At 67.9% G+C, this 23116-nt stretch carries 20 protein-coding genes and 2 pseudogenes; 12 read left to right on the top strand and 10 right to left on the bottom strand.

All coding sequences use genetic code 11. The features are described 5' to 3' along the window. Window positions 1-103: 103 nt before the first annotated feature. The 3 genes and pseudogenes from FG385_RS35155 to FG385_RS31625 form a co-directional block, all read right to left on the bottom strand. Window positions 104-1162: pseudogene (locus FG385_RS35155) on the bottom strand (recombinase family protein); the annotation flags it as partial. A gap of 184 nt (window positions 1163-1346) precedes the next feature. Further along, the gene (locus tag FG385_RS31630; RefSeq protein WP_139100476.1) at window positions 1347-1565 is read right to left on the bottom strand and encodes a hypothetical protein; all 219 of its coding nucleotides are present in this window, start codon (window positions 1563-1565) and stop codon (window positions 1347-1349) included. 73 nt (window positions 1566-1638) lie between these two features. Next, window positions 1639-3012: a replication-relaxation family protein gene (locus FG385_RS31625; RefSeq protein WP_235022910.1), complete on the bottom strand. Its 1374-nt coding sequence runs from the start codon at window positions 3010-3012 to the stop codon at window positions 1639-1641. Window positions 3013-3354: 342 nt separating this feature from the next. On the opposite strand from FG385_RS31625, the gene FG385_RS31620 reads away from it, so the two are divergent. Beyond that, entirely contained in the window at window positions 3355-4248 is an 894-nt protein-coding gene (locus tag FG385_RS31620) for a 1-aminocyclopropane-1-carboxylate deaminase/D-cysteine desulfhydrase (protein ID WP_139100475.1), read from the top strand. A 4-nt stretch (window positions 4249-4252) separates the two neighbouring features. Here FG385_RS31620 and FG385_RS31615 read toward each other — a convergent pair whose 3' ends face one another. Next, on the bottom strand, window positions 4253-5278 hold the full coding sequence (locus FG385_RS31615) for a helix-turn-helix domain-containing protein (protein WP_139100474.1): 1026 nt from the start codon (window positions 5276-5278) through the stop codon (window positions 4253-4255). 910 nt (window positions 5279-6188) lie between these two features. Between FG385_RS31615 and FG385_RS35150 the strand changes: the two genes are divergently transcribed. Genes FG385_RS35150 through FG385_RS31600 form a run of 3 tightly spaced genes read left to right on the top strand, consistent with a single transcriptional unit; the run spans window position 6189 to window position 7226 of the window. Continuing rightward, window positions 6189-6419, top strand: a complete 231-nt coding sequence (locus tag FG385_RS35150; protein WP_139100485.1) for a winged helix-turn-helix domain-containing protein — start codon at window positions 6189-6191, stop codon at window positions 6417-6419. Beyond that, complete coding sequence (locus FG385_RS31605; protein WP_139100473.1) at window positions 6412-6789, top strand: hypothetical protein; 378 nt, start codon at window positions 6412-6414, stop codon at window positions 6787-6789. The genes FG385_RS35150 and FG385_RS31605 overlap by 8 nt, the downstream gene beginning before the upstream one ends. Then, a complete protein-coding gene (locus FG385_RS31600) occupies window positions 6786-7226 on the top strand; it encodes a hypothetical protein (protein ID WP_139100472.1) in 441 nt (146 codons plus the stop codon). The genes FG385_RS31605 and FG385_RS31600 overlap by 4 nt, the downstream gene beginning before the upstream one ends. On the opposite strand, the pseudogene FG385_RS35750 reads toward FG385_RS31600, so the two are convergent. Then, window positions 7223-7886: pseudogene (locus FG385_RS35750) on the bottom strand (DUF2637 domain-containing protein). The gene FG385_RS31600 and the pseudogene FG385_RS35750 overlap by 4 nt on opposite strands. Before the next feature lie 236 nt (window positions 7887-8122). Here FG385_RS35750 and FG385_RS31590 point away from each other — a divergent pair. Both FG385_RS31590 and FG385_RS31585 read left to right on the top strand, forming a co-directional pair. Beyond that, window positions 8123-8728: a hypothetical protein gene (locus FG385_RS31590; RefSeq protein WP_139100471.1), complete on the top strand. Its 606-nt coding sequence runs from the start codon at window positions 8123-8125 to the stop codon at window positions 8726-8728. Further along, window positions 8725-9603 carry a hypothetical protein gene (locus FG385_RS31585; RefSeq protein ID WP_139100470.1) on the top strand — a complete coding sequence of 293 codons (879 nt, stop codon included), beginning with the start codon at window positions 8725-8727 and terminating at the stop codon, window positions 9601-9603. The genes FG385_RS31590 and FG385_RS31585 overlap by 4 nt, the downstream gene beginning before the upstream one ends. Before the next feature lie 436 nt (window positions 9604-10039). Here the strand turns inward: FG385_RS31585 and FG385_RS35145 are convergent, their stop codons facing one another. After that, window positions 10040-10294 (bottom strand): DUF2637 domain-containing protein, encoded by a 255-nt coding sequence (locus tag FG385_RS35145; RefSeq protein ID WP_235022913.1) that lies wholly within the window; start codon window positions 10292-10294, stop codon window positions 10040-10042. A 282-nt stretch (window positions 10295-10576) separates the two neighbouring features. On the opposite strand from FG385_RS35145, the gene FG385_RS31570 reads away from it, so the two are divergent. The 4 genes from FG385_RS31570 (at window position 10577) to FG385_RS31555 (ending at window position 16537) form a co-directional block, all read left to right on the top strand. Continuing rightward, window positions 10577-12106, top strand: coding sequence for a purple acid phosphatase family protein (locus tag FG385_RS31570; protein WP_139100468.1), 1530 nt, complete (start codon window positions 10577-10579; stop codon window positions 12104-12106). A 52-nt stretch (window positions 12107-12158) separates the two neighbouring features. After that, window positions 12159-12752 carry a Chromate resistance protein ChrB gene (locus tag FG385_RS31565; RefSeq protein WP_139100467.1) on the top strand — a complete coding sequence of 198 codons (594 nt, stop codon included), beginning with the start codon at window positions 12159-12161 and terminating at the stop codon, window positions 12750-12752. Further along, window positions 12749-15241 (top strand): cation-translocating P-type ATPase, encoded by a 2493-nt coding sequence (locus FG385_RS31560; RefSeq protein WP_139100466.1) that lies wholly within the window; start codon window positions 12749-12751, stop codon window positions 15239-15241. The genes FG385_RS31565 and FG385_RS31560 overlap by 4 nt, the downstream gene beginning before the upstream one ends. Before the next feature lie 168 nt (window positions 15242-15409). After that, a complete protein-coding gene (locus FG385_RS31555) occupies window positions 15410-16537 on the top strand; it encodes a metallophosphoesterase family protein (protein WP_160148937.1) in 1128 nt (375 codons plus the stop codon). Between the two features lie 44 nt (window positions 16538-16581). Here the strand turns inward: FG385_RS31555 and FG385_RS31550 are convergent, their stop codons facing one another. Next, window positions 16582-18696, bottom strand: coding sequence for a transglycosylase domain-containing protein (locus FG385_RS31550; RefSeq protein ID WP_139100464.1), 2115 nt, complete (start codon window positions 18694-18696; stop codon window positions 16582-16584). Between the two features lie 393 nt (window positions 18697-19089). Next, window positions 19090-20565, bottom strand: a complete 1476-nt coding sequence (locus FG385_RS31545) for an LCP family protein (protein ID WP_200834755.1) — start codon at window positions 20563-20565, stop codon at window positions 19090-19092. A gap of 40 nt (window positions 20566-20605) precedes the next feature. On the opposite strand from FG385_RS31545, the gene cei reads away from it, so the two are divergent. Then, window positions 20606-21277, top strand: a complete 672-nt coding sequence (cei, locus tag FG385_RS31540; protein ID WP_139100463.1) for an envelope integrity protein Cei — start codon at window positions 20606-20608, stop codon at window positions 21275-21277. Window positions 21278-21316: 39 nt separating this feature from the next. Continuing rightward, window positions 21317-21679 carry a BlaI/MecI/CopY family transcriptional regulator gene (locus tag FG385_RS31535; protein WP_139100462.1) on the top strand — a complete coding sequence of 121 codons (363 nt, stop codon included), beginning with the start codon at window positions 21317-21319 and terminating at the stop codon, window positions 21677-21679. A 1-nt stretch (window position 21680) separates the two neighbouring features. On the opposite strand, the gene FG385_RS31530 is transcribed toward FG385_RS31535, so the two are convergent. Both FG385_RS31530 and FG385_RS31525 read right to left on the bottom strand, forming a co-directional pair. Next, complete coding sequence (locus tag FG385_RS31530; protein WP_139100461.1) at window positions 21681-22631, bottom strand: M56 family metallopeptidase; 951 nt, start codon at window positions 22629-22631, stop codon at window positions 21681-21683. Between the two features lie 7 nt (window positions 22632-22638). After that, window positions 22639-23037 carry a BlaI/MecI/CopY family transcriptional regulator gene (locus tag FG385_RS31525; RefSeq protein WP_139100460.1) on the bottom strand — a complete coding sequence of 133 codons (399 nt, stop codon included), beginning with the start codon at window positions 23035-23037 and terminating at the stop codon, window positions 22639-22641. Window positions 23038-23116: the final 79 nt, after the last annotated feature.

Genomic DNA, 23116 nt, shown 5'->3' with positions numbered 1-23116 from the left:
CGCGGCGGTCGGCGTGCGCGGCGCGGTGGTGGGCTTGTTCGGCGGTGATCGCGTCGCCGATGAGGTCGTGGCGGGTGCGGTAGAAGTCGGTGAGGGCGTCGAGGATCGCGGCGTCCACGGCATCAGCGTTGAGCCGTTTCGCGTCGCACTTGGTGGCGTCGTAGCGGGCCAGGTTCCAGCACGTGTAGTAGCGATACGTCTTGTTCCGCCCGGTCGCCCGCGTCCCGATCATTGCCTTGCCGCACTTGGGGCAGCGCAGACGTCCGGTGAGTACGTAGTCGGAGCCGGACGCGGCGCGGTGGGCGTGGGACTCGCCCCGCGCGTCGAGGATGGCTTGCGCCTTCTCCCACGTCTCGGCCGTGATGAGGGCGGGGTGGGTGCCGGTCTTGGTGGCGTCCCGGAATGAGAGTTCCCCGAGATACACGCGGTTGTTCAGCGCCCGTAGTACTTGGTGCCCGGACCAGCGTCCGCCGGTGGTGGTGCGGTGGCCTCGCTCGTTGAGTGTCTTGGCGATCGAGCGGGTGCCGAGGCGGTCGCGGGTGTAGAGGTCGAAGATCAGCCGGATGATCACGGCTTCGGACTCGTCGGGCACGAGGGTGTCGGTGGTCTTGTCCACCTGGTAGCCGAAGGGTCGTTTCCCGCCTTTCCATTTGCCGTTGGCGTGTTTGCGTTCCATGCCGTTGATGACGCGGTCGATGATGGTGTCGCGTTCGAACTGGGCGAACATGCCGAGCATCTGCACCAGCATCCGCCCCATCGGGGTGGCGGTGTCGAAAGGTTCGGTGGCCGAGCGGAACACCACCCCGCACTCGTCCAGTTCGTCGAGCAGGGACACCATGTCGGAGAGGTTGCGGGAGAACCGATCCACCCGGTAGACCAGCAGCACGTCGATCAGTCCGGCACGCGCGGCGGCGAGCGCTCGTTGCAGCCCCGGGCGGTCGGTGGTCGCGCCGGAGGCGTCGTCGGGGAACCGCTTGGACAGTCGCCACCCGGGTTGTGAGTCCACATAGGACTCGAGGCGGTGGTCTTGGGCTTCGATGGAGTAGGGCTGGTGTTCGTCGTCGGTGGAGCGCCGGACGTAGATCCCGACCCGCACGGTGTCGAGGTCATCGAGGGTGCGGGTGGTCTTGCGGCCGTGCCGTTTCGCTGCCGATCGCGTCATGGTTGCCGGGCTCCCCTGTGTGGTGCGGGCGTTCCGGAGACTTGCCGTGAAACCGGGCTTGTGCACGGTTTCCGCAAGCCCCGGCGCGCTACTAAAATTCACTTAAAACCGCTGGTCGCGGCGGTGATCCCGATTGCTTCCATTGTCCCAAATACGGGCGGGAAAGTGAAGCGAACCGATGACTCTAAGCGGCTTTTTCGGTGCCATCATTGGTATCCCGGCGGTCTTTCCAATGTTCGATGAGCGCGGCCAGTGCGGTCACCGCTTGGTCGTAGTGCTGGGCGGTCATGGGTTCGGTATCGATCCGCACTACGCGCCAGGTGTCCCGTGTGGATGATCGCGTGGCGCGGAGCGGGATCACGGCGGCGTCATTGTTACCGTTGTCGGCATCGTGCTTCGGCATGGTTCCCCCTCGGTATTCGGCAGCCCGCTGCAGGCAGGTGGAAGCGTGCGGAAACCCTTGTGGATAAGGGGATTCAGGCGACCCAGCGTGTCCGCCGTGATCGTTGGGCGTCCGGCCACGCTGGCTTTGGCGGCGCCTGGTGTACGTCGTCCTCGACATCGTCGTAGAGCGTGACGTCGTCGACGTCGTCCGGGTAGACCGTCGAGTTCGGTGTTGCCCGTTTGGGCGGTGGCCCCTCGATGCGGCGCAGCATTTCCCGGTCGTTGGGGTTGAATGCCGCTTCGTTGAGTGGCTGGCCGGTGGGCGAGGTGCTGTGTTCGACGGCGGGGCCACGTTGGGGTAGTTCGGCCAATCGGTACCGGCGCGTCACACTGTCGCCGTTTCGCGGTATCCACAGGCCCCAGATCGGCTCTGCCGGGCCGTCGTCGTGGTCGCGGGCTGCGGTGGCGATCACGAAACCGGGGTCGCCTCCGGCGAGGGCGCGGCGCAGCGCCGCGCGCAGGGCGATCTCCCGCCTGCTGGAGTGGACCGAGAACAGCAGGACGCCGAAGGCGTCGGTCGGGAAGGCCGCGTATCCGTCGATCTTGCCCGTAACCTTGGCGAGGGGTTCGGTGCCGGTGTCGTGTTCGAGGAAGAACCGCACCGTCCGGCCGTGTTCTTCCCAGCAGCCGTAGCCGTCGAGACGCAGCCGTGTTTCCCCGCCGTCTTGGTGTTTCCAGAAGAACTCGGTGCAGCGCCGTTCGGACCACCACTGTGTCAGCCCGCTTACCTCGCCCTCGCGGCCAGCCTCGCGCAGCCGGGCGGGGTTGCGGTGCGCGGCCAGGCCGCAGAAGAAGTCATTCACTCCGAGTTGGTGTTGCAGCTTCGGCCACAATGCGAGCCGTTCCAGGGTTTCGGTGTATGCCTTGGGCGCGGGCGGCTTCTCCGCGCGTTGCGCGGCGATCAACCGGGCACCGAGGTAGCCCAGCGCATAGCGAGTCTGGCTCGTCCCGCCACGCAGATAGGACTCGCGGAAGGCGAACACCACACCCAACTCCCGCAGGTGCCGCAACCGGTCTTGGGCTCGGCGCACCGAGAGGAACTCGATGGCGGCGATCTGGTTGGTGGTCAGCACCTTGTGCTCACTCAGCAGTGCCAGCAGACGCCGGTCCCGGTCGACCAGGCGGAACCACAACGCCGCGTCCGGCTCCCCGGCCCGCCGGCTGCGCCCCGCGCGCCCACGTCGTGTAGATGGATGAGGATCATTACTCAGTCGGCCTTCTGCCCGCTCCCGCCGATACCATCGCTGAACTGCTGGTTTAGTAGCAGCGGCCTCGGCGTTTGGGGCCGCGGATTCAGAACGCCGAGGCCCCGCCGACCCAGACGCGGAACGAGACGCCATACCATCCGCGCCAGCGACAACAGGGTCGTCAATCTGCTTGCCCTTGCCCATCATGATCACCACCACCTTCCGATCGGAGCAGCCGAGAAATCCCCGGCTCGCCTGAACTCCGGATTTCGGCCCCGAATTCGACAGCGGTGATCGAAAATTGGCAGAACCGTGCTATCGCTGTAACCGGTCGCGCGGTGCTCGCGGTTTGTCAGTGCTCGGCCAGTGGTGACCATGATCGGCCGTCCCTTCCGTCGTGCCAGGAAACCCGGGCACCACAGGAGGCCGATTTTCGGGGTCGATTTTAGACACCAACCCGGCGAACGTGATCAGGTTGTGACGTGCCCTCGCCGCCGGAGCAGACGAGTGATCAAGGCGCCGAGCGCGCCGGTCTCGTGTCGTCGTCACTACGCTGACCTCATGGACGCAAGCGGCCGGGACGGTGAGACGCCCATTGCCGTCGTCCTGCCGTCACCGCTGTCCGAGGTCCACGATGACCGTGTGCAGTCGCACGGCATTCGGCTTTATCTCAAGCGCGACGACCTGATCCACCAGGAGATCCCGGGCAACAAGTGGCGCAAGCTCAAGTACAACCTGGCGGCGGCGAAAGACCAGGGCCACTCGCGACTGCTGACATTCGGCGGGGCGTATTCCAACCACCTTCGGGCGGTGGCGGCCGCCGGTCACTACTTCGGTTTCGAGACCATTGGGGTAGTCCGGGGCGAGGAGCACCAGCCGCTGAACGATTCGCTGACCTACGCTGTCGGCCAGGGTATGCGGCTGACGTATCTGGACCGGGCGACGTACCGGCGTAAGTCCGAGCCGGATGTGCTGGCAGCGCTGACGGAGCGGTTCGGCTCGTGCTACGTCGTGCCGGAGGGCGGCGGCAACGGGCCGGGCGTGCGCGGGTGCGCGGAGCTGCCGTCCGAGGTCGATGTGGATTTCGATGTCATCGTCTGTGCCTGCGGGACCGGTTCCACGCTGGCCGGAATCGCGGCCGGGCTGGGCGGCACCGCGCGGGCACTGGGCTTTGCCGTGCTCAAGGGCGGGCGGTTCCTGGATGAGGAGGTGCGGCGGCTTCAGCGCGAGGCATTCGATCGCGTCACCGAGAACTGGGCCGTCGATTACGAATTTCCTTTCGGCGGCTACGCGAAACGCACGCCCGAACTCGACGCCTTTATCACCGATTTCCAGGCCCGGCACGGCATCATGCTCGATTGGGTGTACGAGGCGAAGATGATGTACGGCCTTCTCGACCGCATCGCCTCCGGCGCGTTCGCGCCGGGCACCGCCATCGTGGCCGTGTTGAGCTGACGGCTCAAGCTTTGTCGTAATACGCCCGCTGAGCGGTTTTCGAGGTCCCGGCTTCGCACCAGGTCAGCGACCATTCGCCGCTGTTGATCGTGAAGTCGCGGCCGAACCCCAGCCACATACCGGTCATCCGGCGCCCGGCCGGATCGACGACAAGCTGAAGCGTGCCGTGGTACGTCGCGCCCTTGTAGTAGCCAGTCGGCGAGGTCTGCTCCCGCCACGTGCCGGTCGCCACCGATTTCTCCACCCCCAACTCCAGGCGCAACCGCGAACCGCGCGAGTGGGGCAGGCTCTGGCCGATCAACCGCGTCCCCTGCTGCCGCAGCATCACATAGTGCTCCCCGATAAAGGTTTTCCCGCGTCCCGTGCTGGGATAGACGTAACGGCTGTGCCAGATACCCGAGAAATCGTCACCGGGCGGCCCCGCCGCGATCACGGGGGCCGCCTCGGCGTTCCCGGTCAGCGCCGGGCTGGCGGACGCCAGCGACAGCGCGGCACTGATCTTGAGCAGCAGCGCCCGGCGATTGACGCCGTGACCGTTGCTGTGCACCCACGCAGTGGCGAGCTGAGCCAGTTCGGGAATGTCGATGGATTCGAGGTGGGTCACGAAATCCTGAAGCACCGGCACGGTCGCGGGTTCGTCCAGGACAGCGAGTTGCCGCTGTTGCCGGTGAGCGGTGTCGAGCGGGCGGAAGTCACTGGCGTCACCGACCAGATCAGCAATGCGGCACTCGTACAGCTCGGCCAGTTTGCCTAGCACCTCAAGGGACGGCGCGTGCCCGGTGTCGGCGGGCCATAGCTCCCAGTAGGAAAAGTTCTTGAACGTCTTGGGATCGGCGGGCCAACGGGCGTTCCACTCCTCGGCCGCCTCGCGTTGGCTCCAGCCGCGAGCGAGCCGAAGAGCCACCCGCATGTTGACGCGGTAACGCTCAGCGAAGACCAGGGCGACCTGCGTCCAGGTCTTTGACTGGGCACGCAGCTCGGCGGACAATTGCCGCTGTTCCCCGCGCACACTTCGCGTCGCAGAAGCCATCTGGATTCTCCGTCCGTCCTGGATTGGCGCGCACGATACGCGCTCCTCACCCGCCTCGATACCTCCCGGTTGAACCGGGAGGAATTGTATCGCAAGATCACGGTTTGGCCTGGTGGATTAGCCGCCTGAACTGCTGTTTCGTTGATGGCAGGCCCCGGCGCCGGGTTGATCCCGATGCCCCCAGTGAACCGCCAGCGGATTCGTGCCCGTCGAGTGATGTCCGTGGCGGTTTGCCGTCCCCGGCGCCGGGCGCCGCATCCATGTCCGCACCGAGGAAACGCGGGAGTGCACCCCATGACCGTCCGACTCGTCGAACGCGCCAGAACGCTGGTCCCGGCCTGCTGGCAGCGAGGCCGTAACGCGCTGACGGCACCAGTCGCGCCGCGCGTGCCGGAACCAGCCCAGCTCTACAGCCTTTGCGTCCTCACGTTTCACCTGCACGCCCCAAACCCTGCTGGCGCGTGCACCAGTTGCGCGGCGACCTGGCCTTGCGAGCCGGTGCGGTTGGCATACCGGCTGCGAGAGGGGTTCTGAGACATGGCGGCGATATCGCTGCGAGTCGAGGGCACGGTGGGCAGGTCCAGCCTTGGTACGTCATGAGCCGGGTAACGCTGCTCGCGATCGTCTACTTTGGACCGCTAACGCTCGCCGTTCTGATCGTGCTGATCGGCCGCCGGCTGCAACGGCGTCGAGTTCGTCGGAACCGGGTACCGGTTGCGCAACTGCTGGCCCGGATCGAGCAGGAGCAGGCATGTCAGGACACCGATCGTCGGCGGTCGCGAGCAACGGATCTTCCGCCGGGCTTGTGCTGGCCCAGTCGCGACCCCGATCGTCTGCCCGGCACCGGACCAGTGAGGTCACCGTGATCGATTTCCAGCCCAACGAGGCAGACGGGTATATCTACGAACAGATGTACAGGCACCTGGCCGCGCGCGTCGAGTCCGGCGAGCTGGCGTCCAACACGCCACTGCCGTCCGAGCGACGCCTGGCCACCGACTACGGCGTGTCACTCGGCACGGCGCGGCACGCGATTCGCCTGCTGAGCTACCACGGCTTGGTCAAGACCATTCGTTCCAAAGGAACCTATGTCGCCGAGCGCCTTTCACTGCGCAGCGAGGCGAAGGAGGTTGATCATGGTTGATTTGGGACCGTATGTGCGTGGCCTGGAGGAGGCCCGGGACTTGCTGACTGCGGCGATCGAGGACCTGCGTTACGACGAAGACTTCATCCTGGGGCGCGAGACCACAACCCCCGAAGAGGACGGGCGTCCAGACGTGGTGTGTTGGACACCGTCGCGCCAGCCTCCCGCAGGTGTCTGGGTGTTCTGGTGCCCTGCCTGCGGGCGACTGTTCCCGTCCTGCGAACTTCCTGGCCGAGTTCACTATCGCGATCTCGGCGACGGGAGCCGTAGGCGATGCGATGTCACCCCCGTGGAATTGCGGTATCGACTCCACGACACCGTCACTCACACCGAACACGCCACCAATGACGAGCCGGAGCAGCAGACATGACCTTTGACACCGGGCTTCTCGACGCGGTCATCGACAGCATCGAGGACCCCTTGGCCGAGCAGCAGCACGCCGCGCACGATGCCGCGCAAGAAGCCACCAACGACTTGCTGTGGCTGGGCTGCCACCTGCTCTCGCGTGGTGAGAGAACCCTCGCCGTCAACGGCCTGGAGCGGCGCGACCTCAAAGCCGCCGTCAGGACCGCAGAAGCCCTCGTCGTCGGACAAACCCCGGGCCCGGTACCCGACCCGTGCCTGATCATCGAGGCCCAGCTTGACCAACTGGGGGCTGTGCGGGCCGCCATCGTGGACTCCGCAGCCAAACTTGACCGCAACACCCCCAGCTACGCGGCGGTGCTGGCATCCCTCGACACCGTCATCGCCGCTGCGACCAGCCTGCACAGACTCCTGGACCTCACGCCCGAAGTCCTGCGCGACTAAATTGCGAGCGGATTCCTGTCCCCGGCGGCGATGTGCCCGCTTTCTCGCCACCGCCGCAGCACCCGGCGACCATAGTTTGTTGGTCCCGGCAATCCGGTCCAGTTCCGCACCCGTCGGTGTACCGGGCTCTTCGACCGCTCGGTCACGTAGTAGGCCCACATCCGCTGTTCGGCCGCTGGCCCGGCTGGCGGGCGAGACTGCTCCGCGACCACCGCGAGATGCACCACCCGCCCCGTCTCGTTCCCGATCTCGGCCGTCTCGCCGGTCTCGACGTCGGTCTCGCTTGCGTTCTCGGCACGGTGGCGCTTGAGTGCGCGGTTGAGCAGTTCGACCGCCAGCAAGAGTGCGAGCGGTGGGCACGCCGCCACCCGCCACGGCGAACACGCTCAACTCTGGGGCGGCGGCGATGTTCGCGCACAGCAAGAGGCAGATCCCGAGCACGAACGCCAACCACGCCGCCCACCGGCCACTGCCGGATTTCCACAGCTCGACAGCTGCCATCGTCACTAGCCCGTCCACGATCAACGGCCATATCGCGGCCGTTGTGTGGTCCGCGCCGAACCGCAGCGCGAACTCCCGCCCGTGCCGGTAGGAGGCATACGCCGCGCCAAGCGCGACCAGGGCGGCGTCTATGACGACTTCCCTGGCTATGCCGCCGATACGCGCTACTTCCGGAGCAGGCGACGGCCGTAGTTGTTCGTCCCCGCTAACCGATACAGCTCCGCCGTGGTTGGGGCGCGGCCCTTGGCGCGTTCGGTTTGGTAGGAGACCCACATGCGTTGCTCGGCGGAGGCGTTCGCCTACTCGGCCCACGATTGATGATCGACTACATCGGATATGGGCGATGTCTACATAGTTGATTGGACTTGTATACGAGTTCATGTCATCATGTCGACATGACTGAATACATCTCCGATCAGACCGACTCGTCAGACAAGCCCACTGTTGCAAAGGTGACTGTAGAAGGCCCTGGCATCTCGATCACTCGATCTGTGAACGAGGCGACCATGTCCAGCATCATTGCCCTCCTGTTTGGGGTGACTCCAGCCTCCACGTCGGGCGTAGGTGGCGGAAGACGTCACCACGAGAGGCCTCGCGAGCAGCCTGACAAGGAAGAGCAGTTGCCCGGAGGTTGGGACGAGGATCTCACCCTAGGTGAGTTTATCGTCGAGACCGACGCTAGGACCTTCCCGCAGAAGATCTGCGCTGCCGGGTACTACTTGATCAAGTTTCAACATGCTGAATCCTTCAATCGAGAAGATATCAAGACCTCGCTCACGAATGCCCATGAGGACATGCCTGGCAATTTCGCTCGCGACTGGAGCAACGCCGCTTCCAGTAACCTGATCGCCGCGAAACAGGGTGATCCTGGCCAGTTCTATGTTCCCCGGACGGGGCGCACTGCCGTCGAGTCCCGGTTCCAAGATACGCCGAAGCGTCGAAATACCCGGCGGGCAACAAAGAAAACTAACTCCAACTCCTCCAATGAGGAATTAGCGTGACAGATGAGTCCATCGGCGTCCGAGTCCAGCGAATGCGGAAGACAGACCAGGTACTAATCCTAGCCTCGATCGTGTCGGGCAGGTCGGAGGGCGGCACGTTCAGCGGCCGATCCGTTACAGATCTGTTCTACGACACAACGCTTCCCGCGCCAGTGAAAATCGGGAATGTTATCGCGAACCTTGGGCGTGCTGGGCTCGCGACGTCAGCCAAAGCGCACGGTGCATGGTCACTCACTCCGTTGGGTCGACAGCGCGTCTCGGAGCTTGTTGGCAATGACTCCGCCGCGCTGCTGGCGGAGTCATTGCCAGGGGGTGCCAATCTCGCGCATTCACGGCATCCGCTCATTCCAGCCTCGCTCGCACCACCTCAGATTCTCCGTCCTGTCTCGGACTTCACGAAGACCTCTCCATCTGCTTCGCAGGTCTTTGGCATGACGCGGTTTCCGGATACGGTCAAGGAATCCGACGTCCCTGACCCTGTTGCGGCGGGCTTGGAGGCTGCCGGAGAGGCAATTAATGGGCATGGTCTTCGATTCTTACTCGCGTCGCAACGGGCGTTGGTCGACGACCTCTGGGGAAACGTCGCCGCTCACATGTGGGCCTGCAACTACGGTTTGGCGTTCTTTGAAGACCGTCGCGGTCGAGGCATGAACTACAACCTTGCCATCGAAGTGGGAGCCATGCTTATGACTGGTCGTCGATGTCTGCTACTTAAAGACTCCTCGATTAAACGTATGCCAACGGATCTGGTGGGTTTCATCTACAAGTCTGTTGATCTCGATAATCCTGAGACCGTTGCTCATGCTGCACATGAATGGGTGCGAGAGGACTTGGCTCTCGGCAAGTGCAAGGACTGTGTCAGCGCGGGTAACTAAACAGCGTCTCCTGATGTACCGAGTCGGAGGTTAGATGTCGCGTAGGGCTGCTCCGCTGCGCGGAACATTCCAGAACGGTACAACCGGCATTGTGTCGGCCCGGTTGCGCCGACACGCGCAACTTCCGCAGTAGTCGGCAGCCGTAGTTGTCGGTGCCCGCTGCCCGAGTCCGGCTCCGTACCGGTCGGGGTGCGGCTATCGGCGTGTTCGGTCTGGTAACAGGCGCACGTGCGTTGCTCGGCGGTCGGCCCGTCCGGGGTGCGAAACGCGGGTAGGAGCACAGCGAGACTCACCACTGGGTCAGTCTCGTTGTCGCTCTCGTCCTGCTCGACGGTCTCGGCCGTGGTCTCGCGTCCAGTGTCGGCCCGGTGACGCTTGAGTGCCCAGTTCAACGGCTCCACCGTCAGCAGCGGGCACGCCGCAACGGCGAATACGCTCATCTCCGGAGCGGCGGCCATGTTGGCGGACAGCGACAGGCAGATCCCCAGCCCGAAAGGCAGCCACGCCGCCCACCCGCACACCGCGCGCGCCCTGTGGTATTCCACAGCTCCACCGTGACCATCGTGAACAGCCCGTCCACGATCAGCGGCCAGATAGCCGCCGTCGTCGCGTCTGCCCCGAACCGCTCGGCAAACTCCCGCCCGTGCCGGTACGAGGCATACGCCGCGCGACCACGGCCGTGTACCCGCACTGCACCCACGATGCCTGCCCCGAAGATGTGCTGGGCTCAGCCGCGGCGGTCATCGGGCACCGCCGCCCGCCGCCGCGTGCCCACCGGGCGAATCGTGATCTCAGGCCCCTCGACCAGCACTTCCCGGTTCTTATGCTGACACGTCAGCTCCACAAGACCGACGGATCGACCGAGCTGCGGAGCTGCCGACATCCACAGTGCGGGCCATCGACCGGCCAGTGTTGGTTCAGTGTTCACTGCGTGCGCCGGGGATGTTCACGCGTCCGGGCGAGTATCTGCCCCATGACTTTGAGCAGGCGAGGACTCTTCGTCGGTGGGGCAACGGTAGGCGGGGCCGTACTCCTGGGAGCGCCGGAAACCGCGGCGGCGGCGCCCCAACTGTGGGCGCAGCCGGGTTCGCTGGGCGCTCCTCCGGTCTCCGGGCTGCACCTGCAGTTCGGCGCGGACGCGTCCCGGCAGGCTGTCGTGTCCTGGCATACCACCACCGCCGTCTCGCGACCGCGCGTGCTGCTCGGCACGCCGGAGGGCGGGTTCGGGCACGTCGTCAGCGCCGACACCAGCACGTACCGGGACGCCAAGTCCGGCACCGAGGTGCGCGTGCACCACGCACTGCTGGACAACCTCCGCCCGGGCACCGACTACATCTACGCCGCGGTGCACGACGGGGCCGCCCCGGAACTGGGCACCTTGCGCACCGCGCCCCGCGGGCGCGCCCCGTTCCGGTTCACCAGCTTCGGCGACCAGGGCACCCCCACGCTGGGCAAGCTGTCGAACGGCACCTACGTCAACGACAACCTCGGCTCCCCCTACGCCGGGGACGTGACCGCCGCCGTCGAGGGCGCGGCGCCGCTGTTCCATCTCGTCAACGGCGACCTCTGCTACGCGAACCTCTCGACCGACCGCATCCGCACCTGGTCGGACTGGTTCGACAACAACACCCGCTCGGCACGGTTCCGCCCCTGGATGCCGGCCGCCGGCAACCATGAGAACGAACTCGGCAACGGCCCGGTCGGGTACGGGGCCTACCAGACATATTTCACCGTGCCGGATTCCGGCGCCGACGCCGAACTGCGCGGCCTGTGGTACGCGTTCACCGCCGGTTCGGTGCGCGTGATCAGCCTCAACAACGACGACGTCGCCTACCAGGACGGCGGCAACTCCTACGTACACGGCTACTCCGGCGGCGCGCAGCAGCGCTGGCTGGAAGCCGAGCTGGCCGCGTCCCGGTCCGATCCGGACATCGACTGGATCGTGGTCTGCATGCACCAGGTCGTGATCTCCACAGTGGACAAGTTCAACGGCGCCGACCTCGGCATCCGCGAGACCTGGGTGCCCCTGTTCGACCGCTACGGCGTCGACCTCGTGGTGTCCGGGCACGAGCACCACTACGAGCGCTCGCACCCGATCCGCGGGCAGCAGCCCAACGACACCCGCACGCCGATCCCCGCCGACACGCGCACCGACGTCATCGACACCACGCGCGGCACCGTCCACATGGTCATCGGCGGCGGCGGAACCTCCGTCCCGTCCAACAAACTCTTCTACAGCCCGGCTCAATGCCGCGTCATCACCGCGGTCGGGCCGACCGACCCGGGCACCGGCAAGAAACCGCCGATCTACGTACTGGAGGACGCGCCGTGGTCGGCCGTCCGCGATCCCGACCACGCCTACGGATTCGCCGCGTTCGACGTCGATCCCGGCCGCCCCGGCGGCACCACCTCGATCGACGTCACCTACTACGCGGTGACCGGCCCCTACGCCACCAGCACCCCGGTCGACCGGTTCCGCCTCACCCGGCCACGCCGCCACTGACCTCACCGGTCGCAGTCGTGACGTTCACTTGTTACACCCGTAACATGGAGGCGTGAGCGAAGACGAGGCCTGGCTGTTGATCAGCGTGTCCACGGCGGGCGCGGCGGCGACGTTACGGGTGCAGGTGTGGCGGAAGCTGCGGTCGCTGGGGGCGTTGTACCTGCAGCAGTCGGTGTGCGTGCTGCCCGCGCGCGACAAGGTGGTCCGGGAGGTGCGGCGGCTGGCCGACCGGGTGCGGCACCAGGGCGGCCAGGCCCGGGTGCTGCGGATCGCGTTCACCGACCCGGCCGAGCGGGCGCAGATCGTCGCGGAGATGAACGCCGCCCGCGACGACGAATACGGCGAGGTGCTGGAGCGTCTGCCGGCGTTCCGGCAGGAGCTGGAAACGGAACGGGCACGCGGCCGGGCCAGCTATGCCGAGGTCGAGGAATCCGAAGCCGACCTGGACCGGTTCCGGACCTGGCTGGGCAAGATCGCCACGCGCGACTACTTCGACGCCGAAGGCGGGGCTGCCGCCCGGCAGGCGGTCGCCGAGGCGGCGGCGGAGCTGGAGACGTTCGAAGCCGAGGCGATGAGCATCGAGGCACCCGCCGAACCCGGCCCGGCCCGGCCCGCCCGGCGGCTGCGCGCGGTGGACGAACAGTGACCCCGTCCTGGCATGCCGTCGATGCCCGGGCGGCGCTGAAGTCGCTCGCAGCCGGCGCCGAGGGGTTGCCGGAGGACGAACGTGCGCGACGGCGCGCCACCTACGGCCCCAACGAGATCGCCGGGCGGCACCGTGAGCCGTGGTGGACGGAGCTGGCCGAGTCGTTCGCCGAACCGCTGCAGCTGCTCCTGATCGTCGTGGCCGTGCTGTCGGCGGTGTTCGGCGAACTCTCCGACGCGATCACGATCGCGGCGGTGGTCGTCGTGATGGCGGTGCTGGAGACGGTCACCGAGCTGCGCGCGGCGCGGGCGATCGACGCGCTCAAGGCGATGACCGCGCCGACCGCGCGACTGGTCACACCGCAGGGCGTGCGCGAGGTTCCGGCCGCGGGGCTGGTGCCCGGTGACGTGATCGCGGTCGGGTCCGGCGACGTGGTGCCCGCCGACGCGCGCGTGCTGTCCGCGCGCGGGATCCGGGTGGACGAGTCCACTCTCACCGGGGAATCCGTCCCGGTGGGCAAGGACGACTGCCCCGTTGCCGAGGACACCGAGCTCGCCGCGCGCTCCAGCCTGCTGCACGCGGGCACCGCCGTCCTCGCCGGCGAGGCGCGCGCCCTGGTCGTGGCCACCGGCGCGGCAACCCAGCTCGGCGAACTCGGCACGCTCGTGGCCGGCACCAAGGAACCGCCCACACCGCTGCAACGGGCGCTGTCCCAGCTGGCGAGGGCGGTGCTGGTCGCGGCGATCGCGGCCAGCGTCCTCGTCCCCGCCGTCGGCCTGATCGCGGGCCAGCCATGGCGGGACATGCTGCTCGCGGGCCTGACCCTCGCGTTCGCCACCGTGCCCGAGGAACTGCCGATCCTGATCACCGTGCTGCTCGCCGTCGGCGGCCGGCAACTGGCCCGCCGCGGCGCGCTGCTGCGCCGCCTGCGCGCCGGCGAAACCCTCGGCGCGGTCACCGCGGTCGTCACCGACAAAACCGGGACCCTCACCGAAAACCGTCTGCGGTTGATCCGCGTCGTCGGTGACCGCGACCAGGTGCTCGCGACCGCGCTGCATACCCAGGCCCCCGACACCGCCTGCCGGGAACCGATGGAGGCCCAGCTCGCCGCCGCCGCGCACGAAACCGGGCTGGCACACCGGGGCGAGCCGGTGGCCGCCTTCCCGTTCGACCCGACCCGCAAGCTGGTCTCCCGCACCTGGCGGACCGGCACCACCCGCTGGGCGGCCGTTTCCGGCGCCCCCGAGGAGGTGCTGGCCCGGTGCCGGCTCGACGACACCGAACGCACCCGTGTCCGCGCCGAGGTCGACGGGCTCGCCGCCGACGGCCTGCGCGTGATCGCCTTCGCCCGCCGCGACCTCGATCCCGGCTCGCTCGAGCGGGAAACGGTGGAACGCGAGCTGGACTACGTCGGGCTGGCCGTGTTCGACGACCCGTTGCGCGAGGGTGTCCCCGACGCGGTCGCCGCGCTCACCCGGGCCGGAGTCGCCACCCTGGTGGTCACCGGCGACCACGCCGACACCGCGACCGCGGTCGCCACCCGGGCCGGGCTCCCCGCCGACGTGCACACCGGCGTAGACCTCGACCGGCTCACCGACTCCGTGCTCGACCCGCTGCTGCGGCACGGCACCGTCATCGCCCGCGCCACCCCTGCCACCAAACATCGCGTCGTACAGGCGTTGCAGCGCCGCGGCGACGTCGTGGCCGTCACCGGCGACGGCGCCAACGACGCCCCGGCGCTGGCCGCCGCCGACGTCGGCATCGCGCTCGGCCGCCGCGGCGCCGATCTCGCCCGCGCCGCCGCCGATCTCGTGCTCACCGACGACGCCTACCCCACCGTGGTCGCCGCCGTCGCCAAGGGCCGCAACATCACCGCCCAGCTGCGCCGCGCGGTCGCCTTCTATCTCGGCGCGAAACTCGCGCTGGTCGTCGTGCTGCTGGCCGCGCTCGCGGCCGGGCTGCCCACCCCGTTCCAGCCCATCCACATCGTGCTGCTGGAAATCTTCATGGACCTCGGCGCCTCGGTCGCCTTCGTCGCCGAACCCGCCGCCCCGCAGGCCATGCGCCAGCCGCCCCGGCCGCCCGGGTCCCGATTCCTCGACCGCGCCACCCTCGCGGCCATCGCGGTGGTCACGGTCACCCTCACCCTCGCCGTGCTGCCCGCCTACCTGCTCACCGCCACCGGCGCGACGGACGTGGCGGACGCGCGGACCGCCGCGGTGCTGGCCTGGCTGGCCGGACACGCGCTGATCGCCTGGTGCCTGCGCACCCGGCCCGGCCTGTCGTGGACCGCCAACCCCGCGTTCCCCGCCTGGACCGCGACCGCCATCGCCGTCGGCGCACTCGCCGCGTTCACCCCGCTCGGTGATCTGGTCCACCTCACCACCCTCGCGCCGGTCACCGCCGCCACGGTCGCCGGGCTGCTCGCGGTCGCGGTCGCCGCCGCGATCGCGCTCCGCGCGGGGCTGCACTTCGCCCGCCGCCTGTAACCGCGTATCCGGAAGTGAATTGTTCGGGTAATCGTCGTTTGATATTCGCCGTGCCCGTGGAAGCGGGACCGTAATGTCCTCCTGCCGGGGACACAATCGCGGGAGGAAAGGGTCATGGTGAAAAGATTCGGACGAACCTCCTTTACGCTTTCTATAGCTTTTGCCGCCGTGCTGAGTGCGGCCGGAGCGGCGGTCGCGCTGCCGCAGTTGTCGAATGGCTGGCCCTACGCGCCGACGCCGCAGCACACCGACCGCACCTACACGCTGGCCGCGGTCGGTGACATCGCCTGCGAGCCCGATACCACGGAGAACGCGGGCAATCCCGCGCAACTGAAGTGCGGTAGTGCGAGCCTCGGGGGTATGCCGGCCGAGTTCGCGACCGCTCGGCAGGCGGACGCGATGCATCCGGATCTGGTCGCCCTGCTCGGTGACGAGCAATACGAGGTGGGCAAGCTCAACGACTTCGAACAGTCCTTCGAGCAGGCATGGGGCGGGTTGAAGATGATGGAGCGGCCCTCGCCCGGCAACCACGAGTACTACGCCTACACCAAGCACGGCGACAATGAAGCCGCGCAGAACGGGGCCGGCTACTTCGGCTACTTCAACGGTCATGACCAGAACGGGACGCCCTATCCGCAAGGCCAGGCCGGGAACGACACCAGTGACGAGCAGGGCTGGTATTCCTACGACATCGGAAACTGGCACGTTATTTCGCTGAATGCCGAGTGCAGGTCCGCGGCGTTCGGCAACGACTGCTCCACCACCGGCAACGGGGTACTGGCTCGCGAGACGCAGTGGCTGGCCCAGGACCTGCACGCCGATCACGCGGCCTGCACCGTGGCGTACTGGCATCAGCCCACGTTCAGCGCGACCACCAGCACCGCGGACGCGCCCGATCCGGCCGCGCCGGGGGCCGGCTCGCCCGAGGGCACTGCCGCGCAGGCGTGGTGGAAGCTGCTCTACAACGCGCATGCGTCGTTGGTCCTCAATGGACACGAGCATGTCTACGCGCGCTTCCGTCCGATGGACCCGAACGGGCATTTCGACCCGAAGAACGGAATCCCGCAGATCACCGTCGGCACCGGCGGTGAAGACCTGGACACGGTCGCCACCAGCGGTGGCTCGTACACCAACCCCAACTTGGTGACCGCTCAGGACCAGGCCTTCGGCGTGATGAACCTCCAGCTCAAGCCGAACGGCTACACCTGGGACTACCGCCCGGTCCAGGCCGGACCGGGATTCGGCAGCACAGCGCTGAGCTACCACGACTCCGGCTCAGGCACCTGCCGCGGATAGCGGTCCTGATCGGCGGCTGAGGCCGGCGGCGCACGCTGCCGGCCTCAGCCGCCACCCACGCGACTGGGCGCGGTGCTCGGGCACCCGAGCACACACGGGACCGGAGTGGGCGACGAGCTTGATCGTCGCGTTCTGGACGCGGATTCGGTGGGGGTGGGTGTGTCAGTGGTCGGTGTGTCGGTGGGGGTCGGCGGGGTGGTCGTGGTGGGCGGCGGCGGGCTGGTGGTGGTCGGGGGCGCGTCGCTGATGGTGGGTACGTTGGGGAAGGGTTCGGCGGGTTTGCCGGCGAGGTAGGTGTTCATGAAGTCCTGCCAGATGTAGCCGGGCTCCTCGCGACCGTAGACGTCGTAACCGTGGTTCGAGCCGATGCCGTTGTGGTAGTTGCCGTAGATCGGCGCGGGTTGTTGTTTGTTGCCGAACCAGACGGACGTGACGGCCTGGGGCGTGTAGCCGACCATCCAGGCTTCGGAGTTGTGGCCGCTGTCCTTGAACTGCGCCGTACCCGTCTTCGACGCGTTCGGCCGCCCGCCGGTCAGACCGTCCCGTGAGGACGACGCGACATCGGTCATCGACTCGGTCACGGTGCGGGCGATCGTCGCGTTCGTGGTGGGGTCGGAGCTGAAAGCGGGCTTCGCGGCCGTGTCGAACTGGTAGAGCTGGGTGCCATCGTTGCCGGTCACCTTGGTGACGAAGTGCACCGGGACATACATCCCGTTGTTCGCGAAGGTGGCATAGCCCTGCGCCTGGTCGATCGGGCGAACCTGGTACTGCCCGATGGAGATGCCCAGCTCGGTGGTCCCGTTGCCCTTGCCGGTCTTGGGATCATCGTCCTGCAGGGAATCGTAGGTCGAGCCGAGTGAGGACGTGATCTGCTTCGGGATGCCCGCGGCCCACGCGGCCTGGCGCACGTTGTCCACCCCGACCTGGGCGCCCATCTGGTAGAAGACGGTGTTGACCGATTTGGTCATGGCGTCCTTGACGGTGATCTGCGGCGCGCCTTCACCGTCGGAGTTGTGCACGAGCTGACCGTCGATGGTCTGGTTGTCGCTGCCGTTGTAGACGGTGTCCAGGCCGATGGTCGTCGGGTCGTGTTGCAGCGCGGCGGCGAACACGTACGGTTTGAACGACGAGCCGGGCTGTTGCGGGGTCATCGCCAGGTCGTAGGCCGTCGAGCCGTCCCCACCGTAGTAGGCGATGATGCCCCCGGTACGCGGATCGACCGAGACCAGCGCGGCCCCCTCCTGCGGGTACTGCTTGTCCGCCGCCATGATCTTGTCGACCGAGGCCTCGGCGTCGGTCTGCGCGGGCGGTTGGATCGTGGTGTAGATCTTCGCACCGGATTTGGCCAGCTGCTGCTGCGAAAGGCCCTTCCGGTTCAGCTCCCCGAAGACCGCGGAGACGATGTACTTGCGTGCGGGGGCCAGCGGACGACCACTGCCGTCGGTCGTCGTTTCCGGGATCGGGGCCGGGAACCGGGCCGCGTCGAACTCGGTTTGGGAGATCCAGTGATTGGCCAGCATCCGGCCGATCACGTACTTGTAGCGCTGCTGCTGATACGTCGGGCTGTTGCCGTAACCGGGAAGCTGCACCAACCCGGCCAGCACCGCGGCCTGCTCGTTGGTCAGCTGGCTGACGTCCTCACCGTAATAGGCACGGGCCGCGGCCTTGATGCCGTACGCGCTCCGTCCGAAGTAGACGGTGTTCAGGTACGCGGTCAGAATGTCCTGTTTGGAATATGTCCTCGTCATCTTGTAGGACTCGACCATTTCGAGGAACTTGCGGCTCAACGTGTCCTGATCGTTGCCGGTCGCCTTCTTGACGTATTCCTGCCCGATCGTCGACCCGCCGCCGGTGCCCCCGCTCAGCCGGTTCACCACGGTGCGCAGGATCGCCTTCAGATCGAACCCGGAGTTGGTCATGAACGTCTCGTCCTCGGCCGCCATCTGCGCGTTCTTCATCGACTGCGGGATCTGGTCCCAGGTGGCCAGTTGATGCCCGCTCGCGCTGCCCTTCGTGTACATCGGCGAACCATCCGCGTAATACAACGTCACCGGCTGATTCAACTGAGCCGCCAACGCGGTCGGATCCGGCACGCTGACGACCATGTACGCGATGACGAACGCGACCACCGGCCCGAACAACCCCAGGCCCAGCAGCACATACAGGGTGCGCCGAACCCGCCGCCACCGCCTCTTCTTCCGGGACACCCCGGCCGCGCGCGGCGGCCTCGGCGGGCCACTGCTCGCCCGATCGCCACCACCCGGCGGGGGCTCCGGGAGGCCGTCTCGATGGGTGAAGAGCGGGGCCTCCCGCCGGTAGGGCTGTTCGGGATCGCGTTCCGGCCATCCAGGATACGGAGGTCCGCCGGTCACGAGCCGGCCTCCCCGCGCGCGAAAACGGCCAAATACGCACAGATATCACCGAATTGCTGCATAACTCCGATTCCTCGTGCGGCCGGTTCCTCGCCTTCTACATGACTGTAGGAGGTCGCGGCGAGTGTCGACCGGGTGGGTGACACAGCACGCACGCGGCCCACCGAGATTTGCGTGTGATCAGTCGATACAGGGCACACCGCCCGCCGTGACCGGATCGGCCGGCGGGGCTCCCGTGGCGGCCGGTTGTACGTATGCCTGCGGCGTGGTTCCACTTTCGGCGCCGGCATAGTCGCGACCGAGGTAAACCCGCACGTGCCCGGACGGCAGCGCCGAGTCCGGGACGATGCTCATCCCGCCCAGCGCCTTGGCGACCGCGCGGGCGGCGGTCTCTTCACCGCGCGCGTAGTCGATCGTGCTGTGGCGGCGGTTGGCGACGGTGACGGCCTCGCCCTTGGCGTAGCCCTGTGCGGCGAGGGTGTCCAGCACGTGGGCGGCCAGTCCGGTGGCGCCGTTGGCGTTGAACACATCCACGGTGACCCCGGGCGCCGAACTGGTGGGTGTGCTCGGCGCGGGGCTGCTCGGGGCCGGGGTGCCGGTGATCTGCTGGGCGATGAAGGCGCGCACGTGCTGGGGGTCGACCTCGACGGCGTCCCCGTCTTCCGGGGTGCGCAGGCTAATGCTGACGACCGGGATGGTCAGGAACTGGATGTCGCCACCGGTGATCCCGCGCAACCGCTGTGCGAAGCCGAACAGGTCCCAGTCCTGGTCAACGGTGATCGATTTCTTGATCGCGCCGAGCAGGCCGTCCAGTTTGGCCGGGTTGGTCAGCGTGCCGGCGGACGTCACGGTCTTGGCCATCGCGGCCATGAACACCTGCTGGCGCTTGATCCGGTCCAGATCCCCGTTCGGCAGGCCATGGCGTTGCCGCACGAACGCCAGTGCGCTGCGGCCCTGGATCGTCTGCACCCCGGCGGGGAAATCCGCCCCGGAATACGAATCCCTGGTCGCGTGCTTGAGACAGACCTGCACGCCGCCGATGGCCTCGCTGATGTCGTAGAAGCCGACCAGGTTCACCGCCGCGTAGTGGTTGATCGTCAGGCCGGTGAACTGCTCCACGGTCTGGATGGAGTTCTTCGCCCCGGCCTGTGCGGCCTGCAGCCACAACTGGGCGCCGCTCACCCCTTGCGCCTGGAGCGTCTTGACGGCGGCCGTCTCGGCGTAGGTGTACGCGGAGTTGATCTTGTGCTTGCCGTAGCGGCCCGCGAGCTGGACATACGAGTCACGCGGGATGGAGAACCCGGTCGCCTTCCCGCCGTCCGCCGGGATGTGGATGACGATCATGGTGTCCGTGGCGTCCGCGCCGTCGTTGGCCGAGCCCGCGTGCAACTGGCCAAGCACCGCCGGCGGGATGGGGTTGCCCTGCGCGTCCACCCTGGTGTCGATGCCGACCAGCAGGATGTTCTGCGGCCCGGAACTGGTCTTCGCGCCGGGATCGATAACGTCCGCGTGCGTCAGCGCGTTGTCGACGTTCGTCCAGCCGTACCACACGCCCCCGAACACGAGCAGCGACACGGCAGCCACCAGCGCCTGAGCGACCCGCAGGGCCCCGCGCGGGCGACGGGCGTCACGGAACCGGTCGCGCACGAGATCCACACTACAATTTGTAGAGACAGCGTTCCGCGAGGAGGGTGCCGTGTGGGACAGATGGCCCGGCCGGGCGTCGAGATCTCGGACAAGTGCGTACCGGCGGCGCAAACCGGGCCGTGCGCTCCTGGTCCTGGCGGTGCTGCTGATCGCCGCCGCCGTGGTGTGGGTGCGGGCGATCGGGCACGCGAAGGATGTCAACGCGCTCACCCGCTGCCCGGCCTCCAGTGACGGGCAAGAAACGCCGTTGCCGTACTCGGCGCTGGACACGGTGACACCGGCGCCGCCGAACGAGGTGCGGGTGACGGTGCTCAACGGCAGCAACCAGCGAGGGCTGGCCACCGAAGTGTCGGCCCAGCTGACCGATCTCGGGTTCGGTCCTGGCGCCGCACCGGCCGATGATCCGCTGTACCCGCAAGGAAACCTGCAATGTATGGGGCAGATCCGGTTCGGCCCCGACGGGGCCGCGGCGGCCCGCACGCTGAGCCTGCTCGTGCCCTGCACGCAGTTGGTACGGGACGACCGCGCCGGTGCCATGGTGGATCTGTCGGTGGGCACGAACTTCTCCGCCCTGACCCCGAGTTCGGCGGCGCACACGATCCTGGATCAGCTCACCGCCTGGTCGAAGGCGCACCCGGCGACGCAGTCCGGCAACGACGTCGCGCCGCACATCACGATCGCGCCCTCGCTCCTGGCCGCCGCCCACACGGCCACCTGCTGACTACACTGTGATGCCACCCGCACGGAAGGCGAAGATCGGATGCGCAAGCGGCAGCGCGGCGCCTTGGAAGCCGAGGTGCTGGCGGCGGTGGCAAGGCGGCGGCTGACCGTGCACGAGGTGGGCCGGGCGGTGGACGCCGAACTGAGCTACACCGCGATCCACACGATCCTGACGCGCTTGGTGGACAAGGGTTTGCTGACGCGGGAACGGACCTCGCGCGGGCACGTGTACCGGGCCGCGCCCGAGGCGCCGAACGTCGTGGCCGGGCAGATGGACGCCCTGCTGCGCCGCGGTCCGGACCGGTCGGCGGTGCTCCAGTCGTTCGTCAGCGGACTGTCCGATGAGGACGCCGAATCCCTCCGCGCCTGGCTTTCCGCGCGCGAAGAAGACGATCGGCGGTGACCTACGCCGGCCCGGTGCCGGCGCGGGCGAGTTCGAACAGGGCGTCCAGGTCACGGGCGGCCTCGATGCTGGACAGGGCAGCGAGCACGAGCACGCCGAGCGTGACCGCCAGCAGCAGCCGGCGTTGCCGCGGCGGCGTCGCCAGCAGAGCGGCCACCCGGCGGGGAACCGGCCCCGGCCCGCGCAGCCGGCCGACGAGTCCGGTCGCGATACCCAGCGCCGCGGCAGGCACGCCGCGGCGGGTGAGCAGGGCGGCCTTGGCGATGGTCCTGGCCACCAGGCGACGATCCCCGACGACGCGGGCCGCGTGTTCGTCGGCCCAGCGCTCGGTGGAATACCGCACGGCGGCCGCCACCGGCAGCAGCAGCGGGTTGGTCGCCGCCGCGACGTAGGCCAGGGTGACGAACAGGTGGTGCCCGCACGCGAGGTGGGCGCGCTCGTGGGCGAACAGCACCCGCTGTTCGCGCTCGTCGAGTGCGTCGAGCATGCCGGTGGACACGACGATCCGGCCGGGCGCACCCGGTAGGGCATAGGCGTCCGGGGTGGGGTCGTCGAGCACCACCACCTGGTCGCGCGGACCCGCCAGCGGCAGCAGGCGGGCGGTTCGCGCGGCGTCGGCGAGGGCGCGCACCCGGCGAACCAGGGTGCGTCCAGCCGTGGCCAGTGCCGCGGTCAGCAGGACGCACGCGACCAGCGCAAGCGTGAGGGAGGCGGGGTCGTCGCGGCGCAGGACCCACACCGACCAGTCGCCCAATGCACCCAGCAACGGGATCTGCCCGACTGCCGTAGCGGCCAACGCCGTCAGGGCAATGCCGCCGGCCGCGGCCAGCCCGAGCGCGACCACGGTGAGCAACCCGGTCGCCACCCGGGGGTCCAGGCGAGCGGCCAGCCAGCGAGCCGAAGGCGCCGCCGCGAGCGGCAGGACGAGGGGCAGGTAGACGGCGATGTGCATGGTTCGGTCACACTTCGCGATCGCCGGTGCCGAGGTCTCCGAGGAGTTCGCGCAGCCGGCGTTCGTCGTCGGACGACAGGTCCTGCACGAAACTGGCCAGCACGGCTTCCCGGTCGTAGTGGTCGTCCAGCACCCGCCGCATCCGACGAGCGGCCAGCGCGGAGTCGGCCACGGCGAGGTAGGCATAGGCCCGCCCCGCGCGAAATCGCTCCGCCAGGCCCTGCTCGTGCAGGCGGGACAGGATGGTGACCACCGTCGTGTAGGCGAGCGGACCTGCCCCGGCTTCGACCAGGCACCGCCGCACCTCGGCCGCGGTCAGCGAGGCCCCGGCGCGCCGCAGCGTGTCCAAGACGAGCCCGGACAGTTCACCCGCACGGCGGCGCGCAGACCGGTCAGGCATCTCCATGCCGCCCCTCCTCGTCCTTCCTCTACAGTGAGAGTAGAACTTCTACAAACAAAGTAGTAGCTCTGGGTCGAGCAGGGAG

Source organism: Amycolatopsis alkalitolerans, assembly GCF_006152065.1.
GTDB classification, from domain to species: Bacteria; Actinomycetota; Actinomycetes; order Mycobacteriales; family Pseudonocardiaceae; genus Amycolatopsis_E; species Amycolatopsis_E alkalitolerans.
Note: the sequence above shows the minus strand (reverse complement) of the source record. Positions and strands in the feature narration are given on the sequence as shown.

Excerpts from the sequence above, each read along its gene's own strand:
- FG385_RS35150 (WP_139100485.1), top strand. The coding sequence starts at position 6,189 with ATGTACAGGCACCTGGCCGCGCGCGTCGAGTCCGGCGAGCTGGCGTCC.
- FG385_RS31530 (WP_139100461.1), bottom strand. The coding sequence starts at position 22,631 with ATGCACATCGCCGTCTACCTGCCCCTCGTCCTGCCGCTCGCGGCGGCG.
- FG385_RS31630 (WP_139100476.1), bottom strand. The coding sequence starts at position 1,565 with ATGCCGAAGCACGATGCCGACAACGGTAACAATGACGCCGCCGTGATC.
- FG385_RS31620 (WP_139100475.1), top strand. The coding sequence starts at position 3,355 with ATGGACGCAAGCGGCCGGGACGGTGAGACGCCCATTGCCGTCGTCCTG.
- FG385_RS31615 (WP_139100474.1), bottom strand. The coding sequence starts at position 5,278 with ATGGCTTCTGCGACGCGAAGTGTGCGCGGGGAACAGCGGCAATTGTCC.
- FG385_RS31590 (WP_139100471.1), top strand. The coding sequence starts at position 8,123 with ATGACTGAATACATCTCCGATCAGACCGACTCGTCAGACAAGCCCACT.
- FG385_RS31605 (WP_139100473.1), top strand. The coding sequence starts at position 6,412 with ATGGTTGATTTGGGACCGTATGTGCGTGGCCTGGAGGAGGCCCGGGAC.
- FG385_RS31570 (WP_139100468.1), top strand. The coding sequence starts at position 10,577 with ATGACTTTGAGCAGGCGAGGACTCTTCGTCGGTGGGGCAACGGTAGGC.
- FG385_RS31535 (WP_139100462.1), top strand. The coding sequence starts at position 21,317 with ATGCGCAAGCGGCAGCGCGGCGCCTTGGAAGCCGAGGTGCTGGCGGCG.
- FG385_RS31600 (WP_139100472.1), top strand. The coding sequence starts at position 6,786 with ATGACCTTTGACACCGGGCTTCTCGACGCGGTCATCGACAGCATCGAG.
- FG385_RS31525 (WP_139100460.1), bottom strand. The coding sequence starts at position 23,037 with ATGGAGATGCCTGACCGGTCTGCGCGCCGCCGTGCGGGTGAACTGTCC.